This window comes from Streptomyces sp. NPDC090021 (genome assembly GCF_044748225.1).
Classification (GTDB): Bacteria; Actinomycetota; Actinomycetes; order Streptomycetales; family Streptomycetaceae; genus Streptomyces.
This window is the reverse complement of sequence record NZ_JBIVFO010000075.1, coordinates 1-19,079: the sequence shown is the minus strand read 5'-3', so window position 1 is coordinate 19,079 and position 19,079 is coordinate 1. Positions and strand designations below refer to the sequence as shown.

Annotated in this window: 17 protein-coding genes and 2 pseudogenes; 5 read left to right on the top strand and 14 right to left on the bottom strand. The window is 72.7% G+C overall.

Annotated features, from left to right (window positions below; all coding sequences use genetic code 11):
• Positions 1–90: 90 nt before the first annotated feature.
• A complete protein-coding gene (locus ACIPXC_RS34350; protein ID WP_401626240.1) occupies positions 91–387 on the bottom strand; it encodes a hypothetical protein in 297 nt (98 codons plus the stop codon).
• A 118-nt stretch (positions 388–505) separates the two neighbouring features.
• Here ACIPXC_RS34350 and ACIPXC_RS34345 point away from each other — a divergent pair, with 118 nt between their 5' ends.
• The gene (locus tag ACIPXC_RS34345) at positions 506–964 is read left to right on the top strand and encodes a hypothetical protein (protein WP_401626243.1); all 459 of its coding nucleotides are present in this window, start codon (positions 506–508) and stop codon (positions 962–964) included.
• Positions 965–1,233: 269 nt separating this feature from the next.
• Here the strand turns inward: ACIPXC_RS34345 and ACIPXC_RS34340 are convergent, their stop codons facing one another.
• The 3 genes and pseudogenes from ACIPXC_RS34340 to ACIPXC_RS34330 all read right to left on the bottom strand — a co-directional run bounded on the left by ACIPXC_RS34340 (position 1,234) and on the right by ACIPXC_RS34330 (position 6,487).
• Complete coding sequence (locus ACIPXC_RS34340) at positions 1,234–3,966, bottom strand: DNRLRE domain-containing protein (RefSeq protein ID WP_401626238.1); 2,733 nt, start codon at positions 3,964–3,966, stop codon at positions 1,234–1,236.
• Between the two features lie 193 nt (positions 3,967–4,159).
• A pseudogene (locus ACIPXC_RS34335) lies at positions 4,160–4,402 on the bottom strand (cupin domain-containing protein); the annotation flags it as partial.
• A gap of 153 nt (positions 4,403–4,555) precedes the next feature.
• Positions 4,556–6,487 carry a glycoside hydrolase family 5 protein gene (locus ACIPXC_RS34330; protein WP_401626235.1) on the bottom strand — a complete coding sequence of 644 codons (1,932 nt, stop codon included), beginning with the start codon at positions 6,485–6,487 and terminating at the stop codon, positions 4,556–4,558.
• A gap of 258 nt (positions 6,488–6,745) precedes the next feature.
• Between ACIPXC_RS34330 and ACIPXC_RS34325 the strand changes: the two genes are divergently transcribed.
• From ACIPXC_RS34325 to ACIPXC_RS34315, 3 genes are all read left to right on the top strand, one after another.
• The gene (locus tag ACIPXC_RS34325) at positions 6,746–7,054 is read left to right on the top strand and encodes a hypothetical protein (protein WP_401626232.1); all 309 of its coding nucleotides are present in this window, start codon (positions 6,746–6,748) and stop codon (positions 7,052–7,054) included.
• 180 nt (positions 7,055–7,234) lie between these two features.
• A complete protein-coding gene (locus ACIPXC_RS34320; protein WP_401626229.1) occupies positions 7,235–7,696 on the top strand; it encodes a Crp/Fnr family transcriptional regulator in 462 nt (153 codons plus the stop codon).
• A 740-nt stretch (positions 7,697–8,436) separates the two neighbouring features.
• Positions 8,437–8,880 (top strand): subtilase-type protease inhibitor, encoded by a 444-nt coding sequence (locus tag ACIPXC_RS34315; RefSeq protein WP_401626226.1) that lies wholly within the window; start codon positions 8,437–8,439, stop codon positions 8,878–8,880.
• A gap of 72 nt (positions 8,881–8,952) precedes the next feature.
• Here the strand turns inward: ACIPXC_RS34315 and ACIPXC_RS34310 are convergent, their stop codons facing one another.
• Together ACIPXC_RS34310 and ACIPXC_RS34305 are read right to left on the bottom strand one after the other, a co-directional pair.
• Positions 8,953–9,807, bottom strand: coding sequence for a GNAT family N-acetyltransferase (locus ACIPXC_RS34310; RefSeq protein ID WP_401626223.1), 855 nt, complete (start codon positions 9,805–9,807; stop codon positions 8,953–8,955).
• Between the two features lie 341 nt (positions 9,808–10,148).
• Positions 10,149–10,610, bottom strand: coding sequence for a hypothetical protein (locus ACIPXC_RS34305; protein WP_401626220.1), 462 nt, complete (start codon positions 10,608–10,610; stop codon positions 10,149–10,151).
• 162 nt (positions 10,611–10,772) lie between these two features.
• On the opposite strand from ACIPXC_RS34305, the gene ACIPXC_RS34300 reads away from it, so the two are divergent.
• Positions 10,773–11,510: an SIR2 family NAD-dependent protein deacylase gene (locus ACIPXC_RS34300; protein WP_401626217.1), complete on the top strand. Its 738-nt coding sequence runs from the start codon at positions 10,773–10,775 to the stop codon at positions 11,508–11,510.
• A 6-nt stretch (positions 11,511–11,516) separates the two neighbouring features.
• Here the strand turns inward: ACIPXC_RS34300 and ACIPXC_RS34295 are convergent, their stop codons facing one another.
• The 8 genes and pseudogenes from ACIPXC_RS34295 to ACIPXC_RS34260 all read right to left on the bottom strand — a co-directional run bounded on the left by ACIPXC_RS34295 (position 11,517) and on the right by ACIPXC_RS34260 (position 18,843).
• A complete protein-coding gene (locus tag ACIPXC_RS34295) occupies positions 11,517–11,999 on the bottom strand; it encodes a VOC family protein (RefSeq protein WP_401626214.1) in 483 nt (160 codons plus the stop codon).
• A 126-nt stretch (positions 12,000–12,125) separates the two neighbouring features.
• A complete protein-coding gene (locus tag ACIPXC_RS34290) occupies positions 12,126–15,701 on the bottom strand; it encodes a CDP-glycerol glycerophosphotransferase family protein (protein ID WP_401626211.1) in 3,576 nt (1,191 codons plus the stop codon).
• A gap of 190 nt (positions 15,702–15,891) precedes the next feature.
• Positions 15,892–16,266 carry a hypothetical protein gene (locus ACIPXC_RS34285; protein WP_030654066.1) on the bottom strand — a complete coding sequence of 125 codons (375 nt, stop codon included), beginning with the start codon at positions 16,264–16,266 and terminating at the stop codon, positions 15,892–15,894.
• Between the two features lie 108 nt (positions 16,267–16,374).
• Positions 16,375–16,794 carry a roadblock/LC7 domain-containing protein gene (locus tag ACIPXC_RS34280; RefSeq protein ID WP_401626207.1) on the bottom strand — a complete coding sequence of 140 codons (420 nt, stop codon included), beginning with the start codon at positions 16,792–16,794 and terminating at the stop codon, positions 16,375–16,377.
• A 71-nt stretch (positions 16,795–16,865) separates the two neighbouring features.
• A complete protein-coding gene (locus ACIPXC_RS34275) occupies positions 16,866–17,657 on the bottom strand; it encodes a transcriptional regulator (RefSeq protein WP_401626204.1) in 792 nt (263 codons plus the stop codon).
• Positions 17,654–18,067: a hypothetical protein gene (locus ACIPXC_RS34270; protein ID WP_401626201.1), complete on the bottom strand. Its 414-nt coding sequence runs from the start codon at positions 18,065–18,067 to the stop codon at positions 17,654–17,656. Before ACIPXC_RS34270 ends, ACIPXC_RS34275 begins: the two co-directional genes overlap by 4 nt.
• Positions 18,068–18,248: 181 nt before the next feature.
• Positions 18,249–18,470 (bottom strand): annotated as a pseudogene (locus ACIPXC_RS34265) (helix-turn-helix domain-containing protein); the annotation flags it as partial.
• A gap of 127 nt (positions 18,471–18,597) precedes the next feature.
• On the bottom strand, positions 18,598–18,843 hold the full coding sequence (locus tag ACIPXC_RS34260) for a hypothetical protein (protein ID WP_401626198.1): 246 nt from the start codon (positions 18,841–18,843) through the stop codon (positions 18,598–18,600).
• Between the last annotated feature and the right edge of the window lie 236 nt (positions 18,844–19,079).

Below are 19,079 nucleotides of genomic sequence, written 5' to 3'. Positions count from 1 at the left end.
CGGACCGTCTCCATCTCCTCAGGTGTCACACCTGAAAGGACATCACAACCTACCTGCAGATGATCAATCGGGGTACCTAACAAAGCCCTACTAGGAGCGGCGGTCGCGGGCACGGACGCAGCGTCGGGCCGCGTCGCGGCGGGCGGTGCGCAGGCGGTGCAGGGTGGTGTGGCCGCGGCGCTTCCACTCGCCGCGGGGCAGGGCGGCCCGCTGGCCACCGCCCGCGATGAGGGCGTTGACCGGGGTCATCGGGTCGGCGGCCATGGCCTTGGCGAACAGGACCCCGAACACGAGCGGGACCAGGGCCACGGCGAGGGCCGAGCCGGCGGTGGTCACGTGTTGCATGCGCGGGCGGGCGGGCGCGCTGCGCGGGGTGTCGTCGGTCATGGCCCCATTCGACCAGTGGCGGCCGTCCGGGGAATCGGGGCGGATACTCAGGCTGTCGGGCGTGAGGTACTCAGACGGGCGGGCGGACGGACGGGCGGGCGGGCGGGCGGGCGGTGGGGTGGTGACGGATCCGGGGCGGGTCTTCGAACCGGCGACCGGGGACGGTGCGGAGGTGCCGGCCGGGCGGCGGGAGTCCGAGCTGCGTACGGCGTACGAGGGGCTGTTGCAGATCCGGCGCCTGGTCAACGGCCCGGCGGGCGCGGCGGTTCCCGCGCCCTGGGAGGTGGCGCGGCCGGCGCGCGCGGTGGCCCTCGTACTGGAGGCGGCGGGGATCACACCGTCGGCGGTGGACGGGGAGGGGCGCCGGACGCGGACGGGATACCGGGTGGCCGCCGCCGCTTCCGGGGCGGCAAGGGTGGAGGTGACCTGGGTCGGACCGCCGGGCGCCGGCGCGGCCGGGGAGGAGCGGGAGCGCCTGACGGCCTGCGCGGCCGCGCTGGAGGGACTGGGCTGGGTGTGCTTGCTGTACCGCGGGCCCCGCGGGCGCCGCTTCCTGGAGGTGGAACCCCCGCGCTGACCGTGGCGGCCGGGGCGTAATCCGGTGCCGGGAACCCCCGGAGGCGGCGAGACCGGCTCGATGGGCATGCTCGATGCGCAGGCGGACCGTGTCGGCCGGGGTGAGACCGTGGACTTCCGGCCGACCGGTGGGTCGATGGTGCCGCTGGTGCACAGCCGGCAGAAGCTCCGGGTCGCTCCGGCGGAACCCGGGCGTGCCAAGGGGTACGGGCGCGCCAAGGGGCGCGGACCGGTGCGGTCCGCGCCCCTCCGGTCCGGCCGGCCGTCAGGTCACGGCGCGCCGAAGGTGAGCGTCAGCTGCGGAGTGCCCTCGCGTGCCTGTGCCTCGGAGGACCACAGCCACAGGGCGTCCGTGCCCGGGCTGGTCAGCGCCAGGCCGAGGCTTCCGCCGAGCGCCGCCGCGACGGATCCCGTGGTCAGCGTGGTGGTGTGCACCGCCGAGCCGTCGGGGATCCCCGGGTAGGCGCCGAGGGCCCCAGCGCCCAGGGAGGGGCGGTTGTTGTACGTGGTCCCGCCCTCGCTCCACGCTCCGGTGACCGGGACGACCGAGACGGTGTCCGTCGTACCGGCGCCGCTCATCGTGCTCGTCTTCACCGCGAGCGCGGCCGACTTCAGCACCGTGCCCGCGGGCGCCGCCGGCAGGTCGAAGCGCAGGTAGCTCGCGTAGAACGAGGTGCCGCGGACGGCGAGCGAGGACGAGGTGCCGTAGTTGGTCCCGGGGGCTCCGGCGTTGGCATAGGTGTCCTCCGCGGCGGTGACCTGGACCACCGAGTCGGCCGGGGCGGTGGCGAGGGCGTAGTGGTTCTGCACCTGCGCGGCGCTCAGGACGGTCGGGTAGACGGCGCTCTCGTCGAGCTGCCCCGCCCAGTACTCGCTCGTCGGGCGGTTGGGCCAGCCGCCGAGGCTGTCGCCGCCGGCGCGCCAGTAGCCGGAGAAGTTCTCGTGTGTGGTGACGGCGAGGGTGCCCTTCTGGACGCCGTCCACGTAGAGGGTGATGCCGCCGGGGCCCTGGGTCGCGACGACGTGGTGCCACAGGTTGTCGTTGTACGCGGTGGCGGTGGTGACCGTGCGGGTGGCTCCGGTGTAGACGCCGTAGACCAGCCGCCCGTCGTTGGTCATGTAGATGTGCTTGTCGTACTGATTGCTGCCGCGGGTCTGGTTGTTCCCGAAGCCGAAGAGCTTGCCGCCACGGGTGGTGTTCGTCCTGAACCAGGTCTCGATGCTGTAGGTGCTGCCCACGCTCTGCCGGTGGTCCCCGTACACCCGGGTGTCCGTGCCGTTGAAGCCGATGGCCGTGCTCGCACCGGAGACCGCGCCGGGAGTCTGCCGCAGGGCGGGGGCGTTCAGGTGCACGCCTGCGCGGTTGCCGCCCACGGAGGAGTCGGCGACGAACGGCAGGGCCGACTCGTCGTAGCGCCAGTACTGCGTGGCTCCGTCGGAGCGGACCTGGTTCGGGTATCCCTCCACCGTGGTCGGGACGGTCACGCTCGCCGTGCCGGACAGGGCGCTGGTGTTGCCGGCCGCGTCGGTGGCCGTCACCCGGTAGGTGTAGGTCCGGCCCGCCGCGACGGTGGTGTCCGTCCAGGATGCCTGCGGGCGCTTGAAGAAGAGCGAGTCGGCCGTGACCGTGGCGATCGGCGTGGCCGCGCCGTTGCGGTAGACCCTGTAGGTCAGCGCGCTGTCGTCGAGGTCGAGGCTGGTGCGCCAGCGCACCTGCACCTCGCCCGGCTTGAAGCCGGCCGCGCTCGCCACGGGCACGGTGGGTGCGCCGGTGTCCCCGGTGGAGGCGAACCGCGTGAGGCTCTGCTGCGCGGCGCCGTTGACGGTGGTGAACTCACCGCCGACCCACAGGTACTCCACCCCGTTCTTCGATCCGACGGTCATCACGCGCGGGCCGATGCCCTCGCCGATGCCGTCGTTGGTGTCGGGCGCCCAGCCCAGCTTGCCGGTACCCGTGGTGGGCTGGGCGAGCAGGTGGTGGCGCTGGCCGTCGGGGAACTCCCCCACGCTGGAGCAGTCGTGGGCGTGCGAGGCGCTGTAGAGGACGTTCCGGTACGGCAGCACGGCCTGGGTGGCGCCGAGGCAGGTGTCGCGCCAGCGCTGGCCGAAGCCGGGGAGGTCGAGCGCGATCCGGCCGTCGAAGACGCCGCCGCCGGTGCCCTCGTTGGCGGTGTAGAAGCCGGTGTCGTCGGTGGCGATGTCCTTGACGACGGAGTTGGTCTCGATGAAGCCGGGGTAGGACCGGGTGAGCGCGCCGCTCGCCGCGTCGACGACGGCCAGCGCGTGGGTGTTCGTACCGTTGACGGTGAAGAAGTCCCCGCCGAGGACCACGTTCTTCCCGTCGGGGGTGACCTCGACGGCGCGTCCGGGCTCGTCGGCATCGGCGGTGAAGGGTCTGAGCGCCCCGTCGGCGGCGCCGACGGCCGCGAAGCGCCGGCGCGGCTGGCCGGTGACGGTGAGGAAGTCGCCGCCCGCGTAGACCGTGTCGTCGGTGACGGCGAGGGCGCGGACAGTGGCCGCGAAGGCCGGACGGAAGGCGGTTTTCACCGTGCAGCTCGCCACGTCGACGGCGACGAGGCTGGAGACGGCCGTGCCGTTCACCGCGCCGAAGTACCCGCCGGCGTAGAGGGTCGACTTGTCCGGTGACAGGGCGAGCGCCCGGACCGTCGCGGTGCCGGAGGCCACGGTGAAGGACAGTTTGCAGGAGGTGGGAATACCCGTCGCGGCGTCCAGGGCCACGAAGTTCACGGACTGCTGCTCGCTGCCGGCACCTCCCGCGGGCGGGCGCACCGTGGAGAAGGTGCCGCCGGCGAAGACCTGACCGCCGGCCTCGGCGAGGGCCCATACGACGCCGTTGGGCTGCCACGTGGACAGCGCGTCGGCGGTGAAGGCCACCGGCGGGGTGACGGCCGCCGCCTGCGGGGCGAGGGCGAGACCCAGCCCTGCTCCGGTTGCGGTCAGGGACAGGGCGAGCAGGGCCGCCGCCCCTCGGGATCTGCGCATGAACCCCCCAGTCGAGTGTGCGGTGCGGCCGGAGGACGCCACTGGCGAGGCATGGCCGGAAACCGCCTAACAGATGTCCGCGACGCGGCTTACGGGCGCACCTTAGATCGGTTCGGCGCTCGGTTCACCCCACTTGGCGCATTTCGACGACGAAATCGCGCCGGGGCCGGGTCGGCCGGCACGGCGCCGGGCCTCAGCCCCGGGGCTTGGCACGGAGGTGCGTGCGCTCCCCCTGGCGCCCGAACAGGCTGAGGATCTCCACGGGGCGCCCCGCGTCCGCGCCGGTGAACCAGTGCGGCAGCCAGGTGGCGAACTCGGCCGCCTCGCCGGGCCCGAGGACCAGATCGTGCTCCGCGAGGACGAGACGCAGCCGCCCGTCCAGCACGTACGGCCACTCGTAGCCCTCGTGGGTCCGCGGATCCGGCTCGGCGCCGCGGTCGGGGATGAGCAGCCCGCTGGTGGCGGCCGTGACCGGGGTGCCCGCCGGGCGGCTCGCCGACCGCTTCGGCGCACACCGCAGGACCGTCCTCGGCCCCGCGGCCATGGCGACCCGGCCGGGCCCGGTCCGCCGCGGCCGGCGGGACGGGGATCAGCTCCCCTCGGGGCCCGGCAGGGGACGGCACAGCAGCGCGGCCGGGGACGGACGCGAGGCGAACCGGGTCGTGAAGGCGATGCCCGCGGCGTACTCCGTGGGCAGGCACTGGCCCTTGTAGTGCCCGAGGGCGAACTCGCCGCCGGGCCCGCCGGGCGGCCGGTTGTCCCCGCGGTCGAACCAGAGCGTCCGGCCGCCCGTCGGGAGGGCGGTGCGGGCCGGGGCGCACAGTGCGGCCGAGACCCGCTCGCCCCGCAGGCTGTGGCCGATCAGGAACTGGCCGGCCGGGCACTGGAACTTCGTGTACCCGGTGGCCCAGTCGCCGCCGGCCGGCACGTACCTCTCGTCGCGGACCACCGTGTGCCCGCCGGCCGGGGCGCGCAGGCCCGAGCCGGTGCACAGGCCGCGGCCGCCGGTGTGGGAGAGGCCGCTGAGGAGGGAGCCGTCGGGGCAGACCGCCTTGCGGGCCCCGCTGTCCCAGTCCCCGCCGGCCCGGGTGAGCAGCGAGGCGTTGTGGTCGCGGTGGTCGGTGGTCAGCTGGTACCGGGCGGTGGTGGCGGGGACCGGCCCGGTGCGGGCGGGTGCGGCGAGGAGCCCGGACCAGCGTGCGGTGCGCCAGTCCCCCGTGTCCAGGACGCCGGTACGGCGGCCGGCCGCGTCGTAGCGGAGCATCGCCCAGGTGTCGCCGCCGGGGGCTCCCTGGGCGTCCGTGCTCCAGCCGACGAGCGGCCAGTACGCGAAGTCGGCGTCCTTGGCGGCCAGTTGTCCGGTGAGCCGGTCGAACCAGGTGCGCGGGGCGGCGCCGGTCTCGTCGGCCCCAATGCCGAACTCGCTGATCCAGACGGGTGCGGTGAAGTGCGCGCCCGTCTCCGCGGAGACGAAGAAGGCCTGGTCGTGGAGGGTCCGTTCAAGCTGCGCGGCGGTCATGTCCTGGTAGCGCAGGTCGCTGGTCTCGCCGATGCCGGTGGCTCCGCTGTGGTGGGGGCCGGTGTACCCGTAGAAGTGGGCGGAGTAGACGAGCTTGTTCGAGACGACCAGGGTGTGCGAGAGGGTCCGTACGGGGGTGAGGGTGGGGCGGCCGTGCGGGAAGCCGTCCACGGGCAGGCCGAACCAGTTGATGCCCTCGACCACGATCAACAGGTTGGGGTTGGCCTCGGTGAGGATCCGGTCGGCGGCCTCCTGGGCGGCGGCGTGCCAGTCGTGGTTGTCGCCGAGTCCCCAGTTGGGGTCGTCGAAGACGTCGCGGCGGACCTCGTTGTAGAGATCGGCGCCGACCACGCGCGGGTTGCCCCGGTAGCGGCGGGCGAGGAACACCCAGTCGTCGGCCCACTGGGCCGTGGAACGCCCGCTGTTCCAGCGTTCGTTGCCGTCGAGACCGCAGCACCAGCGGGTGGTGACGGTGTGGTTGTTGAGGATGACGGCGAAGCCGCCGTCGGTGAGGGCGGCGACCACGGCGTCGAACACCTGCAACGGGGTGCGCCCACGCAGGGCCGGGTTGGCGGCGACGGCCGCGTCCGGGACCGGGGTGGTGGTGCGCAGCATCTCGTTGGAGAAGGGCAGCCGGATGCTGTTGAGGCCGAGCTCGCGGAAGTCGGCGAGGAGGGTGGGCAGCGGGACCCGGTCCAGTCCGAGGGGGATGCCGTTGGCGTTCTGGCCGCTGTGGTGCCTGGCGGGGTCGTTGCGGTCGCCCGAGCCGTTCCAGGAGCCCTGGGCCCCGTCCCAGTTGCCGGAGCGCAGGCGGAACCGGTTGCCCTGCGCGTCGACGATGTACCGGCCGCGTGTGGAGAGGGGCGGGGCCCAGGCCTCGGCGGCGTGCGCGACGGGCGCCGGGGCCGCCGCAGGGGTCCGGGCGGCTTGCGCGGCCTGCGCGGGGACGGCACCGGCCGTCAGCAGCAGGGCGCCCAGGAGGGCGCGTAACAGGCTCTTCATCGTGCTCCTGCCGGGGGATCGGCCGCCCGGTCGGGCGGTTGCCGCGGGTCAAGTTACCGGCGGGTCGCCGCCGGGGGAAGTCGAACGCCCGCACGCCTTCCGGGGGCTCCACCGCTGCCGCGGACCGGGCCGGACCCCACCGGTTCCGGCCTCCCGCACCCGCTTACGCAGGGTCACCCTGCGGAAACGCCCCCGCGTGCGGCCGCGCCCCTCTACGGTGCCCTGAGGGACGGGGCTCGGCGGCGGAGGGCGGGGCGGATGAACGAGGAAGAGGACATGCGGCTGGCGGGGATGACGCCGGAGATATCCCGCCGCACCCTCGTCATGCTGCGCGGCCTCGCCGGCCTGGAACCGCCCGAGCAGGTGCCCGAGGAGGCCATGGTCGTGGCCGACGCGGTCCTGGCAGAGTTCGGCAGCGACGGGCTCCGGGTCCTGGTGATGACGCTGGCTGCCTGGGCCACGGCCCAGATCGAGAACGTGGCCGAGCTGAGCGGGCGCGGTCACGAGGCGGTGCTGGACGCGATGGAACTGGCGTGCATGGAGGCGAACGCGGAGGACACTCCCTAGCCAGGACTTCGCCCAGGACTTCGCGCAGCACTTCGCACAGGACTTCACGCAGGACCTCTCGGGGACTTTCCGTAGGACTTCCGGCGGAAGAAAGGCGCGGCACGGCCCGGTCCCGTTCGGGCCGTGTCGGCGACACTGGGAGCAGCAGGAGCGTCGCGGGGGGTCCGATCGGAGGCCGTCGTGAGCACACCTTCCCCCATCCGAATCGCCGCCGTACTGTCCACGGAGCACCGTGGGCGGCTGATGGCGCAGGCCCGGGAGGTCAATTTCCCGGAGAACGCGCGGATCTTCGACGAGGGCCACCGGGCGGAGTCCTTCTGGATCGTGCGCTCCGGCACCGTGACCCTGGAGATTCCGGTGGCCGGCCGCCGGCCCGCGCAGGTGGAGAACCTCGGCCCCGGCGAGCTGGTCGGCTGGTCCTGGCTGTTCCCTCCGTACGTGTGGCAGCTGGGCGCGGAGGCGATGACTCCGGTGCGGGCGTACGAGTTCGACGCGGCGGCCGTGCGGATGCTGATGGACGCCGATCCCGCCTTCGGGTCCGCGGTCGGGCACTGGGTCGGTCGCGTGCTCGCGATGCGGCTCCAGCAGACGCGCACCCGCCTGCTGGACCTGTACGCCCCGCGCCTGGGCGCGACCGGCTAGCTCGGTCTTCAACCTGCGCGGCGTGGCTGTGTCCGCGGATCGCTCCCGCGCACCGGCCAGGTCGCCCGGCGGGCGCCGCGGGCACGGCGCGGCGGCGCCGACGGGGACGGCTTGTCGGGGACTCCCCGGCCACCGGCTGTAGGACCTGCCACCGGGTGGCATCCGTCAGTCGCAGGACCGCGAGGTCGCGGGGCCGGTCCGCGGTGGCCGTCATGGGGGTGTTGACGCGCGATGCCGGTGTGGAGCCGGGTGACGCCGAGGACCGGCAGGAAGCCCATCCGCGTGACGGGCTTGGTTCCCGGGTGGCCGCGCCCGGCGCGAGGCGTACGCCGAACACCCGGGCCGCGCGGAGCGCCGGGGGCGTTGGCCGGGGTGACGCAGGCACCGTTGCCCCCGGTTCCGATGCTCGTCACGGCGGCGATCCGCAGGCTCCTGGGCGTGCCGCAGCCCGGAGGGACCCGCCGGAGCCGGGGGCGCTCCCAGGTGTCCCACCGGGCCCACCAGGCCCTGTTTCGAGCGGATGACGGGGGGCTTCCGGGTGTTTCGGGGCGGTCTCCCGGTCGGTGTTCGGCCGATTCCCCTTCCCGCTCCTCCACAGGTCAACCCCTCGACATGGCTGCGGTCTGCAGTCATTCGTACACGATCGGTGACGAAAAATGGGGGTGCGAACGGGCGTTCGCGGCTCGCTTCGGCAAGACTGCGTCCGCTATCCGAAACACCAACCCAAGGGAGTGTTCGCAATGCGGTCCATCGCAAGGGGTCTCGGACTCGGTTCCGCCGCCATGGCGCTCACCGCGCTCACCGCGCTGGCCTGGCCCGGCACGGCCGGCGCCGCGCCGGCCGGCGCGCAGAGTCTGTACGCGCCGTCCGCGCTGGTGCTCAGCGTGACGGCCGGCCCGGACGCCGACACCGGTACGGTGCTGCGGGCGGTGACGCTCGTCTGCGCGCCCGGGCCCGGCGGGACCCACCCGAACCCGGTCGCCGCATGCCGTGAGTTACGTGCGGTTGGCCCTCAGCTCGACCCGCTCGCCGCGCCGGTCGCCGACGCCGTCTGCACCCGGGAGTGGGACCCGATGACGGTGACGGCCGACGGGGTCTGGGAGGGCCGTCGGCTCAACTACACGTACACCTTCGCCAATCCGTGCGGTCTGCGGAACACCGCGGGCACTCTCTTCGGCTTCTGATCCCGCGTGACGGAACCGGCCGGGCGGCGACGTGCGACCGCCGCCCGGCCCACCGCGCGAGTCCGCAGCGGCTCAGCCCAGTTCGAGGCTGGTCACGCCGAACAGCTCGGTCATGGGGAGCTCCGGGGCCGGGCCGGTGTACATCCGGGCCGCCTCGAAGGTCGGGACCAGGCCGAGGCCCTTGAAGAGGGCGGTCGCCTCGGGGTTCGCGTCGGGGACGTCCACGGCCACCGGTCCGCCCGACGCGTGCCGCGCCAGCCGCCGCATCAGGACCTCCGCCACTGCGGGAGTGGCCGCGTACAGGGGGCCGATCCGGTGGGCGGCGCTGCACGGGCGGATCACGCCCAGGCCCTCGATCCGGCCGTCGCGTACGGCGGCCAGCGCGGTCCGTCCGGGCAGGGCGGTCCAGGCGGACAGGAAGGCGTCCCGCGGCCCGGGGAAGAACCGCCGGTCGTAGGCGGCGAGCCGGCCGAAGGGCAGCGTGGCTGCGTCCACGATCTCGACGCCCGCCCCGTCACCGCCTGCTTCATCACCCCGGGGCACTCCTTCGAAGCGGACGTTGTTCCAGGCCGAACGGAAGCCGGACTTGCGGTAGTTGTCCTGCTGCTCGACCACACCGTCCAGTCCGACGAGCCGACCGTCGAGCCGTTCCATCCCGGCCCGCCAGAGCCGGATGCCGTAGCCGCGGCCCCGGTGGGCGGGGCGGACGATGTAGAAGCCGACGAAGCCGAAGCCGGCTCCGTAACGGACGGCGGAGATGCACGCCACCGGCTCCCCGTCGAGCCGGCCGACGAGGAACCCCTCGGGATCGGCCACGGCGAAGGCGAAACGGTCCGAGTCCCCCGGGTTCCAGCCCTCCTCATCGGCCCAGCCCCGGATCATCTCCATGTCGGCGGCACTCGCCCCGGTGATCTCGAATCCCGTCATAGCGGTGTTGTACCAGATACGGACGCTGTGCGCGGTGGCCCTGTCAGCCGTCTCAGGTCAGGGCCTGCGCCTGTCCGAGGACGGCTTCGGGAACGTGACACGGTACATGACCGGCTCTTCCCTGAGGCCGGTGAGGACCTTGCGGCGCCGTGTCGGTCGGCTGCCCATGCGTCGCAGAGAAACCTGCTTCCCCGTATTCGATCGGCGCGGAGATCTCCCCGGCCTCCACGCCACGCCACAAGCCAGCCCAGGCGAGCTACGGCAATCGAACACAGATCGCCTCCGGCGGACAGCGGCCCGGCCCCTCGGCCGGGAAACGGCGCGGCGGCCGATGCGGCGGCTCAGCCCGCGCAGATCACGTCGTCGACCCGGATCGGCTTGGAGTCGAGGCGGACGTACGCGGTGAAGGTGTCGGTCCTGTCCGAGCCCCAGTGGGTGGTGACGGTGGCCCAGCCGATCCCGGCCGCCTGGGCCACGGTGACCGGGCCGACGCCGATGTCCTCGGGCTCGCTCCGGGCGCAGAGCAGGACGTCCGATTCCGTGTTCGCCAGCTGTCTGTCCTGGAGCACCTCCGAGATGTGGTGTCTCCGGTCGTGGTCGGACGGGCCGTGCGCCCCGTAGAAGCGGACGAGGAAGCGGCCGATCTGCTCGGCGGTGTGCCCCTCCGGGGCGGCTGCCGCCGCGACCGCGGGCGCGGCGGCAGCGGCGGGGGCGGGGGCGGGGGCGGGCGGCATGACCGGCAGCACCGGCAAGGCCGGCAGGGCCAGTAGCAGGGCACCAAGGCCGTAGGACTTCAGCGTCATGTCCGGTTTGTACCCGCCCGGCCGGTGCGCCGGGAGGGCCTGGAGCGGATCTCACCCCTGTGGGGGTCGGGATTCACCGCAGAAACGCCCCTGCCTCCCCCGTGCGGTGGGCGCGCGGTAATGGGGTCGCGGGCGGGTGGCGGTCGTACGTAGGGTCGGCGCATGGGGAAGCCGCTCGTCGCAGTGTTCAGTGGGGCCGGGATGTCCACCGACTCCGGAATTCCGGACTACCGGGGGCCACAGGGCCTGTGGCGCCGGGAGCCCGATGCCGAGAAGCTCGTGACCTACGAGTACTACATGGCCGATCCGGAGATCCGGCGGCGGTCCTGGCTGATGCGGGCCGAGATCGGCGCACTCGGAGCGCGGCCCAACGGCGCGCACCTGGCCGTCACGGAGCTGGAGCGAGGCGGTACCCCGGTCCGGGTCGTCACCCAGAACGTCGACGGGCTGCACCAGCTCGCCGGGATGCCCGAGCGGAAGGTGTTCGAGCTGCACGGCACCGCCCGGGCGGTGGTGTGCACGGCGTGTCACGTGCGGTCGGGGATGGACGAGGCGCTGGCCCGGGTGGCCGCCGGGGAACCGGATCCCGCCTGCCTGGCATGCGGTGGGATCCTCAAGGCGGCCACCGTGATGTTCGGTCAGCGGCTCGACCCCGTGGTGCTGGGGCAGGCGATGGCCGTGGCCAAGGGCTGCCAGGTGTTCATCGCCGTCGGCTCGACGCTGCAGGTGCAGCCGGCCGCCTCGCTGGCGGGGATGGCCGCGGAGGCGGGCGCCCGGCTGATCATCGTGAACGCGGAGGAGACCCCGTACGACGCCCTCGCCGACGAGGTCGTCCGCGAGCCGATCGCGACCGCCCTGCCGGCCCTGCTCACCCGGATCGCCGCAGGCGGCACCGCCTAGGCCGGTCTAGCCCGCGTCGGCTGCCCGGCGCATTTCCGCCACGTCGAGCTTCTTCATCGTCATCATCGCCGCGGTGGCCCGGGAGGCACGGCCCGGGTCCGGGTCGCTGATCAGCTCGACGGCACCGGGCGGGATGACCTGCCAGGACACCCCGAACCTGTCCTTGACCCAGCCGCAGGCCGACTCCCGGCCGCCGTCCCGGGTCAGCGCGTCGTAGTAGTAGTCCGCCTCGGCCTCGTCGGCGCAGTGGACCTGGAAGGAGATCGCCTCGGTGAAGGGGAACTGGGGCCCGCCGTTGAGACCGATGAACTTCTGCCCGTTGATCTCGAACTCGACGACCATCACCGAGCCCGCCTCGCCGGGGCCCGCGTCCGTGTAGCGGCCGATCCGGCCGAGCCTGCCGTCCTTGAAGACGGACAGGTAGTAGTCCGCCGCCGCTTCCGCGTCGCCGTCGAACCACAGACACGTGGTGAATCCGTTGCCGCTCATCTCTGCCTCCAGGCCGGTGCGTGGACGGTGGACACCGCCTCCGCACATACAGACCGGCCCCGGGCCCGAAATTCATCGGTGGGCCCGGGGCCGGTCCGCAGGAGGCCGGAAATCCGACCGTACGGCCTACTGCGCGGGCTCGGCGCCCATGGCGAGCATCCGGTCGACGACGCGCTCGGCGGCGTCGCCGTTGTCCAGGTCGCAGAACTCCTCGCGGAACGCCGCACGTGCCGCGGCGTACTCGGCTCCGACCGCGTCCGCGTTGCGCACGGCCTCGATCAGGCTCGCCGAGTCGGACAGCAGCGGTCCGGGCGCCTTCTCCTCCAGGTCGAAGTTGAAGCCGCGCAGCGTGCCGCGGTAGTGCTCCAGGTCGTACGTGAAGAGCAGGATCGGCCGGTCGGTGAGCGCGAAGTCGAAGATCGCGGAGGAGTAGTCCGAGATCAGCACGTCGGCGACCAGCAGCAGGTCGGCGGCGTCGGGCCAGCGGGACACGTCGATGACGAAGCCGTCGCGGACGCCCTCGCGGACCTGCTCGGTGACGTGGTGGTGGCCACGGATCAGCAGGACGTGGTCCTCGCCCAGCTCGCGACGGGCCTGCTCCAGGTCGATCCGCAGGTCGAGCTTGTAACCGCCGGTCCAGCCCTCGCAGTTCTCGCGCCAGGTGGGCATGTAGAGGACGACCTTCTTGCCCTCGGGCAGGCCGAGCCGGCGCCGGACCTCGGCGATCCGCTCCGCGTCGGGCTTCACCAGCGCATCGGTGCGCGGGCTGCCGGCCTCGATGACCTCGCCCTCGTAACCGAGGGCGCGCTTGAGCAGCGGCGTCGCGTAGGAGCTCGGGGAGGCGAGCAGGGTCCACTGCGCGCTGTCGTGCGCGAGGCCCTCCAGGATCTCCGGGCTCGTGTAGTAGTCGTGGACGAAGTCGTGGCCGATCTGCTTGATCGGCGTGCCGTGCCAGGTCTGGACGACGACCTGGCCGGCGCGGCGCTGGAAGAGGGCGGGCACGCTGTCGTTGGTCACGAAGTAGCGGGCTCGGGCCATGACCTCCCAGGACTCCACGCTGCCGTACTGCACGGCGCGGGCGGTCGCGGGGACCTCGGCGCGGCCGTCGCGGACGAGCCAGATGTGCTCCAGCTTCTCGCCGCGGCGCAGCAGTTCCTCGTGGATGGCGCGGGGCGCGTCACCGGCGCCCTGCCCCTGGAAGGTGTCGTAGACGACGATGTCCTTGACCGGCAGGGCGCGCTGCGCCGGGTAGGTCTCGAAGCGGGCGACGCGCTGGGCGTAGCGGGAACGGTCGTGCGGGCTCAGCAGCGGGTCGGCGACGAGCGCCATGCGGTCGTGGAAGCGGGTCTCGATGCGCATCCGGCGGCCCTGCACGGTGAGCGGGTGCGGGCCGCTGAAGAGCAGTCCGGGGGACATCTGCACGGGGGCGCCGCGGTCCACGCCGAGCAGGCCGGCGGTGGTCCCGCCCTGGGCGGCCGGGCGCAGTGTGGGCCACCAGCGGCCCTCGGGGAGCGTGGTGCGGCCCGCGAACTGCTCGGGGAGCACCGGCTGGAAGGTGGTCTCGAAGCCGTCGCCGTCGCGGGTGACGGGGTAGCTGAACTCCATGCCCTGCGCGTTGTGCAGGACGAGCTCGTAGGGCTCGTCGGTCGGCGCGACGAACCGGCCCCGCAGGGTCACGGTGCCGTCCGTGGCCTCGACCGCGTCGACGAGCGGCGGTGAGGGCTGCACGGAGAGGGTGACGTGGCCGGTGTTGCCGCGCTTGACGAAGAGGGCTCGGCCCGCGGTCCCGCCGGGCAGCGGCAGGACCAGGCCGTTGAAGCCGCCGCGCTCGTCGTGGGCCAGGCGGTGCTCGGTGCCGTCGGCGCCGAGCACGGAGAGGCTCCACGGCTCGGGGGTCCATTCGCCGGGCTCGCACTCGGCGTCCGGTACGGCGGCCAGGTCGGCCAGGGCGACCCGGGCGGTGAAGGGGGTGCGGCCGACGGTGGCGGCGCCCGTCTCCAGCGGGAATTCGAGGGTGGTGCCGGTGGTGACGTGGACGGCCTTCAGGACGGTGGCGTCGACCCCGGCGGAGAGCTCGCCGATGATCTCGACGGCGTCGTCGCCGGCGGGCCGGGCGTCCAGGCCGCGGGCACGGGTGACCTCGACCTGGATGGTGAGGGCGCCGGAGACGGCCGGCACGATCCGGACGTCGGGAGTGACCCAGAACGCGGGCGGGTTCTGGCCGGTGTCGTGTTCACCGCCGCGGAGGCGGGCGCGGTGCAGGCCGCCGGCACCGGTGACGGCGATGGAGGTGGTCCATATGCCGTCGTTCCACTTGCCGCCCGACTGGAAGATCGAGGGGTCGACCACGGCGGTGAAGCCGGCCCAGTCGGCGTGCCGCAGAGCGAGGTGCGGCGACTTCACGGTGGCCATCGGGGAGGCGACCGTACGGGTGCTGACGACGGAGCGGCGGCGCTTGCCGCCCTCGCGGAAGATCAGCATCTTGCGGGAGCCGAGGCGGCTCTCGGCACCGAGGTGGCCGGGCAGGGCGTAGCCGCGCAGCAGCAGCTTGCCGTCGGACCAGGTCGCCTGCTCCAGACGGCTGACGACGCGGCGCTCGCGCGTGCCGAGGGTGAGGATCCTGGCGGGGACCGGGGGCCGGCCCTGCAGGAAGGGGTAGTCGGCCTGCGGACGGGCGAGGCCCTTGACCGGGACGCTGTAGTGGTAGTCGCGCTGGTGGTTCAGGAGCGCGATGAAGTCCTCGACGCGGCCTTCGCCCGCGAGGTAGGCCTTGAGGCGGTCCGCGACGGTCAGGTCGGGCCAGGGGCCGGTCCCGATCTCGCGGACGAGGCCGCCGACCTCCTTGACGAACGCGGCGCGGAAGTCGGGGCCGCCCTCGGCGACGTACTTGTAGATGAGCGGGAGTTCCTCGCTCAGCACGTTGTAGTCGTAGTCGCGCAGGTAGCGGACGTACTTGGCGCCCTGCTTGGCCTTGAGGGACTCACGGACCAGGCGGACGGACTTCACGCGGTCGATGAGGGAGATCGGGTCGGTGGAGCGCTGGGTGATGGAGCGCTCTCCGGTCTCGCGTACGCGCCAGTGGTAGACGCAGTCGCTGAGGATGTCGACGCTGGAGGCGAAGTAGTGCGCGGGGATGCTGACCGGTGCGTCCTCGTAGAGGATGCCCTCCGGGTACTGGAAGCCGTGCTCGTCCCAGAAGGTGCGCCGGTAGACCTTGTTCCAGGCGGTGCGGTCGGTGACCAGCGCCGGGAACTTGGAGATGTGGGTTCCCAGCTGCGTCCTGGCGAAGGCGGCCCGGTGGCCCCACGACTGGTTCATGCCGACCGAGCGGAAGCGCTTGACGTTGCCGCCCGCGAAGTCCGAGCCCGTCTGGTCGAGGGCTTCGATCAGCCGCTGGTAGGCGTAGTCCGGCATCGTGTCGTCGCTGTCGACGAAGGCCAGGTACTCGCTGTCCGGGTGGATGTGGCGGGCGCCGGCGTTGCGGGCCGCGCCGAGGCCGGCGTTCTCCTGCATCACGACCCGGAAGCGCTTGTCACGCGCTGCGAAGGCCTTGGCTATGACGGCGCTGGTGTCCGTGGAGCCGTCGTCCACGAGGATGGCCTCGAAGTCGCCGAAGGTCTGAGCGGCGATGGATTCCAGGCACTCGTCGAGGTAGAGCTCGACGTTGTAGACGGGGACGACGATGCTCAGGCGCGGGGGCATGGGTGGCGGTTTCTCCAGCGTTTTTTGCTTTTTCGATGATCAGCTCACAGCATCTTACTCTGTAACAGAGCCATAAACTCCACCCAAATGGGGCATAGGAAACTGATCCCCGGGGCGGACGGCAAAGAATTCAGCCGTCCGCCACTTCGACGCCGTAGCGGGACGCGGCCCGTCCCGGACGATGATCCGTTCAGATCTCCAGCTCTGCCTCGATCTTCTTCAGCTGATGGCGTGCCATGGCGAGGTTGGCCCGCTTCTTGTCGAGGGCCAGGTAGAGGAAGAAGCCCACGGAACCCCTCCCCTTCATCAGCCGGATCAGGTGGTACTGACTACCGAGCGTGATCAGGATGTCCTCGATCTCGTCCTTGAGGCCGAGCAGTTCCATGGTGCGGACCTTGGCGCGCACCACGTCCGTGTTGCCGGCCGCGGCGACCGCCAGGTCCAGGTCCTTGCCGCCGCCGATGGTGCCGAGCGCCATACCGCTGCCGTAGTCCACCAGGGCCGCGCCGATCGCGCCCTCGATGAGGGTGGTGGCTTCCTTGAGCGCGGTCTCCACGTTGACCATGGGAGGTACCTCTTTCTCGTTGTGTCGTAGCTGGTTGTGAATCGATATAACTGGCTGTGTTCGTCCTGAACGCGGCGGGACAGGCTCGGGGGCGGCCCCGCCGGTGCGTCAGGCGTTCCCGCCGCCGGAGACCCGGCGCGCGAGCGTGTGCTCGATCAGTTCGGCGATCCGCAGGCTGGAACGCCGGGCCTCCAGATGGAGGCGCCCCACGTTGACGCGCGGCTCGGCGGTCAGGGTGAGGACCACCGCCACACCCGCCGCGTACGTGGCCACGTACCCGTCGGCCCCGCGCACGAGCAGTTCGCGGAACGCTCCCTGGCCGGTGCTGTCACTGAGCCGCTGGGCCACGCCGAGGGCGGCCGCGGTCAGTGCCGCGACGGCCTCGGCCTCGGCGGCGGCGCTGTCCTGGGCGAGGACGAAGCCGTCGGTGCTCGCGGCGAGGGCTCCGGTGAGCTGGGGTACGCGGGCACGCAGCCTGCGGAGCTCGGCGAGTATCTCGGCCTCCGCCTCGGGGGGCACCGTACTCATGTCGGCCTTTCTCCTTTCGGGCTGCCTACGCTCGGAGCGGTCGGCACGCAGGGCCGGTCGCAGCGGGAGCCTCACAGGCTTGCCTCCAGTGCGTCGCGTAACCGGCGGAGCAGCGCCACGTCCGGGGATTGGGCCTGGGTCATCCAGTCGGGCAGGGGCACCTCGACCGGCGGGGGGGCCGGGCTGTGCGGCGTCTCGACCAGTCCGGCGGCCGCGAGCCGGCGTACGTCGAGCAGGGTGTGGAAGGCGGGCCGGCCCAGGAGCCAGGCCAGGTCCGCGGGGGTGCGTAAGCCATCGGCCCGGTCCAGCAGCATCCGCTGCCGGGCGGTGACGGTCTGGCCGGGCGCGGCGGCCCGCGCCACCACCGGGGCGGTGTCGAGCAGCGGGTACGGCCAGACCGCGTCGAGCAGTTCCCGGCGGCGCCGGGTCTCCCGTTCCACGGCGGCCGCCGGGACGGAGTGGACGGAGCCGATCCAGTGGGTGGCCCCGCGGCGGAACCGGGAGGGACCGCTGCCCGGGGACAGTGCGAAGAAGGCGGCGTCGAAGATGGCGGCGAGGTGGCATATCTCGAACTCGCCGCCGGCGAGCCCGCCGCTGTCCACGAGGAAGCGGGCGACCTGGCGCCGGGCACCGGCCCGGTCCACCGCTTCACGCCAGCGTTCGGGGGCGAGGCCGCCGCCGGTGGTGAGGAGGACGTCGAGGCCGGGAGTGGCGGGGCTCTCCGCGTGGACTATGCGGCCGTCCTCCAGGAAGAGGGTGCCGCGGTCGCGGAGCAGGGCTCCGGTGGCCCGCTCCGCGGCGAGCCGGGCGAGGAGGGGGGAGACGGCCGCCAGGGCGTTCGGGGCCGTTGCCGGGGTGGTCATCTGAGCACCAGCCCCTCGGCCAGGGCCCTGAGTTTGATCCGCGCGAAGGCGAGGTTGCCCTCGGCCCGGTCGAGCCAGACGTGCAGGAAGACGCTGCTGTCGAAGCTCGTCTCGACGAAACGCAGCAGGTGGAAGCCGCTGCGGGTCGTGACGATCAGGTCCTCGACCGCCGGGTCGACGGGACCCGTCCCGCCGCCGTGGGCCGGGCCCGGCTCCGCGCGGGCGAAGGATTCGTACTCCGCGGCCGCACGGGCCAGCTCGGCGGTCTCGGCGGCGGTGGTCTCATGGTCCCCGACGGGTGATTCCCCGATGGTGCCGAGAGCCAGTCCGCTGCTCCAGTCGACCAGCGCGGCCCCGCGCGCGCCAGGCAGGGCCATGGCTTCGAGCAGGCATTCGTCGATCCCGGGCACGCGGGCTCCCCTCCCGGCCGGACGTGCGGTGTGCACGGTTGTGCGGCGCGACAGGAGGGAACTTACTCAAGTTCCGCAGGGCGAAAGGGCGTTCTGGCATTTTCCGCTGGAACATGCCATTCAGCGTGTAAGAGCTTGGCCGGAACGCGTCGGAATCCGATCACGAAGCCAGCGGTAGATCGTCCGCGAGACGGAACGAGCCGCCCTCCCGCTCCACGTAGCCCTCGTGGGTGAGGGTGCGCAGCAGGTGGTAGACGGTCGGCAGGGGGATCCCGGTGACCCGTGCGAGCCGTTTGGCGGTGACGCCGCCTTCCGCGGACATCGCTTCCAGGAGCCGCAGGGCCCGCTGCACGGAACCGATCAGGGTGGGTGTGCTGTCCTTCTGGATGCGGTCGGTTCCCATGAATGGTCCCCCTGCTCCGGTACGAGGCCTGGCAGACCCATCAAAGTCGCTCGTCGGCTCCAAAACCAGCGGACTCGCGTAAACCCGAGCATAAGATCACCGGACCCGGGGTCCCGGGCCGGACCGCCTAACGGGTGCACGTGACGTAGGCCGGGAGCGGGGTGTCCGCGATCAGGTGGCGCGGCAGGGCCAGTCCGAAGCGGTGCTCCAGGACGGCGAGCGTGCGGCGCTCGCGGGCCTCGTCCGGCTCGCCGTCCGGGCCCGCGTTCGAGCCGTCCGGGCCGAGGAGGCCCGCCGCGACCAGCTCGGGGAGCAGGAAGTCCGGCCGGTGACCGCCGCGCCAGCATTCCTCGCCGAGTCCGAAGCAGCACACCAGCTCGCCGTCCCGGGCGTACGCGAACTGCTTGGGCGGGTGGTCGGGCTGCGGGTCGAGGTGGACGGCCTCGACGCCGGCGGCGGACGTCTGCGGTCCGGCCTCCGCCGCCTCCCCCGCCCCGCCGGGCCGTCCAGCCGGCGTCTAGGGCCTGTATTGAGTTGCCCCGTGGAGCAAGGAGCGGCGTTCGGTGCGTGCCCTCGGCGTGCGGGACGAATATCCTCGTAGCGGAGCTA

What these genes read in the sequence shown, in the direction of transcription:
- ACIPXC_RS34350 (WP_401626240.1), bottom strand. Translation starts at nt 387, where the DNA reads ATGACCGACGACACCCCGCGCAGCGCGCCCGCCCGCCCGCGCATGCAA.
- ACIPXC_RS34340 (WP_401626238.1), bottom strand. Translation starts at nt 3,966, where the DNA reads ATGCGCAGATCCCGAGGGGCGGCGGCCCTGCTCGCCCTGTCCCTGACC.
- ACIPXC_RS34330 (WP_401626235.1), bottom strand. Translation starts at nt 6,487, where the DNA reads ATGAAGAGCCTGTTACGCGCCCTCCTGGGCGCCCTGCTGCTGACGGCC.
- ACIPXC_RS34325 (WP_401626232.1), top strand. Translation starts at nt 6,746, where the DNA reads ATGAACGAGGAAGAGGACATGCGGCTGGCGGGGATGACGCCGGAGATA.
- ACIPXC_RS34315 (WP_401626226.1), top strand. Translation starts at nt 8,437, where the DNA reads ATGCGGTCCATCGCAAGGGGTCTCGGACTCGGTTCCGCCGCCATGGCG.
- ACIPXC_RS34310 (WP_401626223.1), bottom strand. Translation starts at nt 9,807, where the DNA reads ATGACGGGATTCGAGATCACCGGGGCGAGTGCCGCCGACATGGAGATG.
- ACIPXC_RS34305 (WP_401626220.1), bottom strand. Translation starts at nt 10,610, where the DNA reads ATGACGCTGAAGTCCTACGGCCTTGGTGCCCTGCTACTGGCCCTGCCG.
- ACIPXC_RS34300 (WP_401626217.1), top strand. Translation starts at nt 10,773, where the DNA reads ATGGGGAAGCCGCTCGTCGCAGTGTTCAGTGGGGCCGGGATGTCCACC.
- ACIPXC_RS34295 (WP_401626214.1), bottom strand. Translation starts at nt 11,999, where the DNA reads ATGAGCGGCAACGGATTCACCACGTGTCTGTGGTTCGACGGCGACGCG.
- ACIPXC_RS34290 (WP_401626211.1), bottom strand. Translation starts at nt 15,701, where the DNA reads ATGCCCCCGCGCCTGAGCATCGTCGTCCCCGTCTACAACGTCGAGCTC.
- ACIPXC_RS34285 (WP_030654066.1), bottom strand. Translation starts at nt 16,266, where the DNA reads ATGGTCAACGTGGAGACCGCGCTCAAGGAAGCCACCACCCTCATCGAG.
- ACIPXC_RS34280 (WP_401626207.1), bottom strand. Translation starts at nt 16,794, where the DNA reads ATGAGTACGGTGCCCCCCGAGGCGGAGGCCGAGATACTCGCCGAGCTC.
- ACIPXC_RS34275 (WP_401626204.1), bottom strand. Translation starts at nt 17,657, where the DNA reads ATGACCACCCCGGCAACGGCCCCGAACGCCCTGGCGGCCGTCTCCCCC.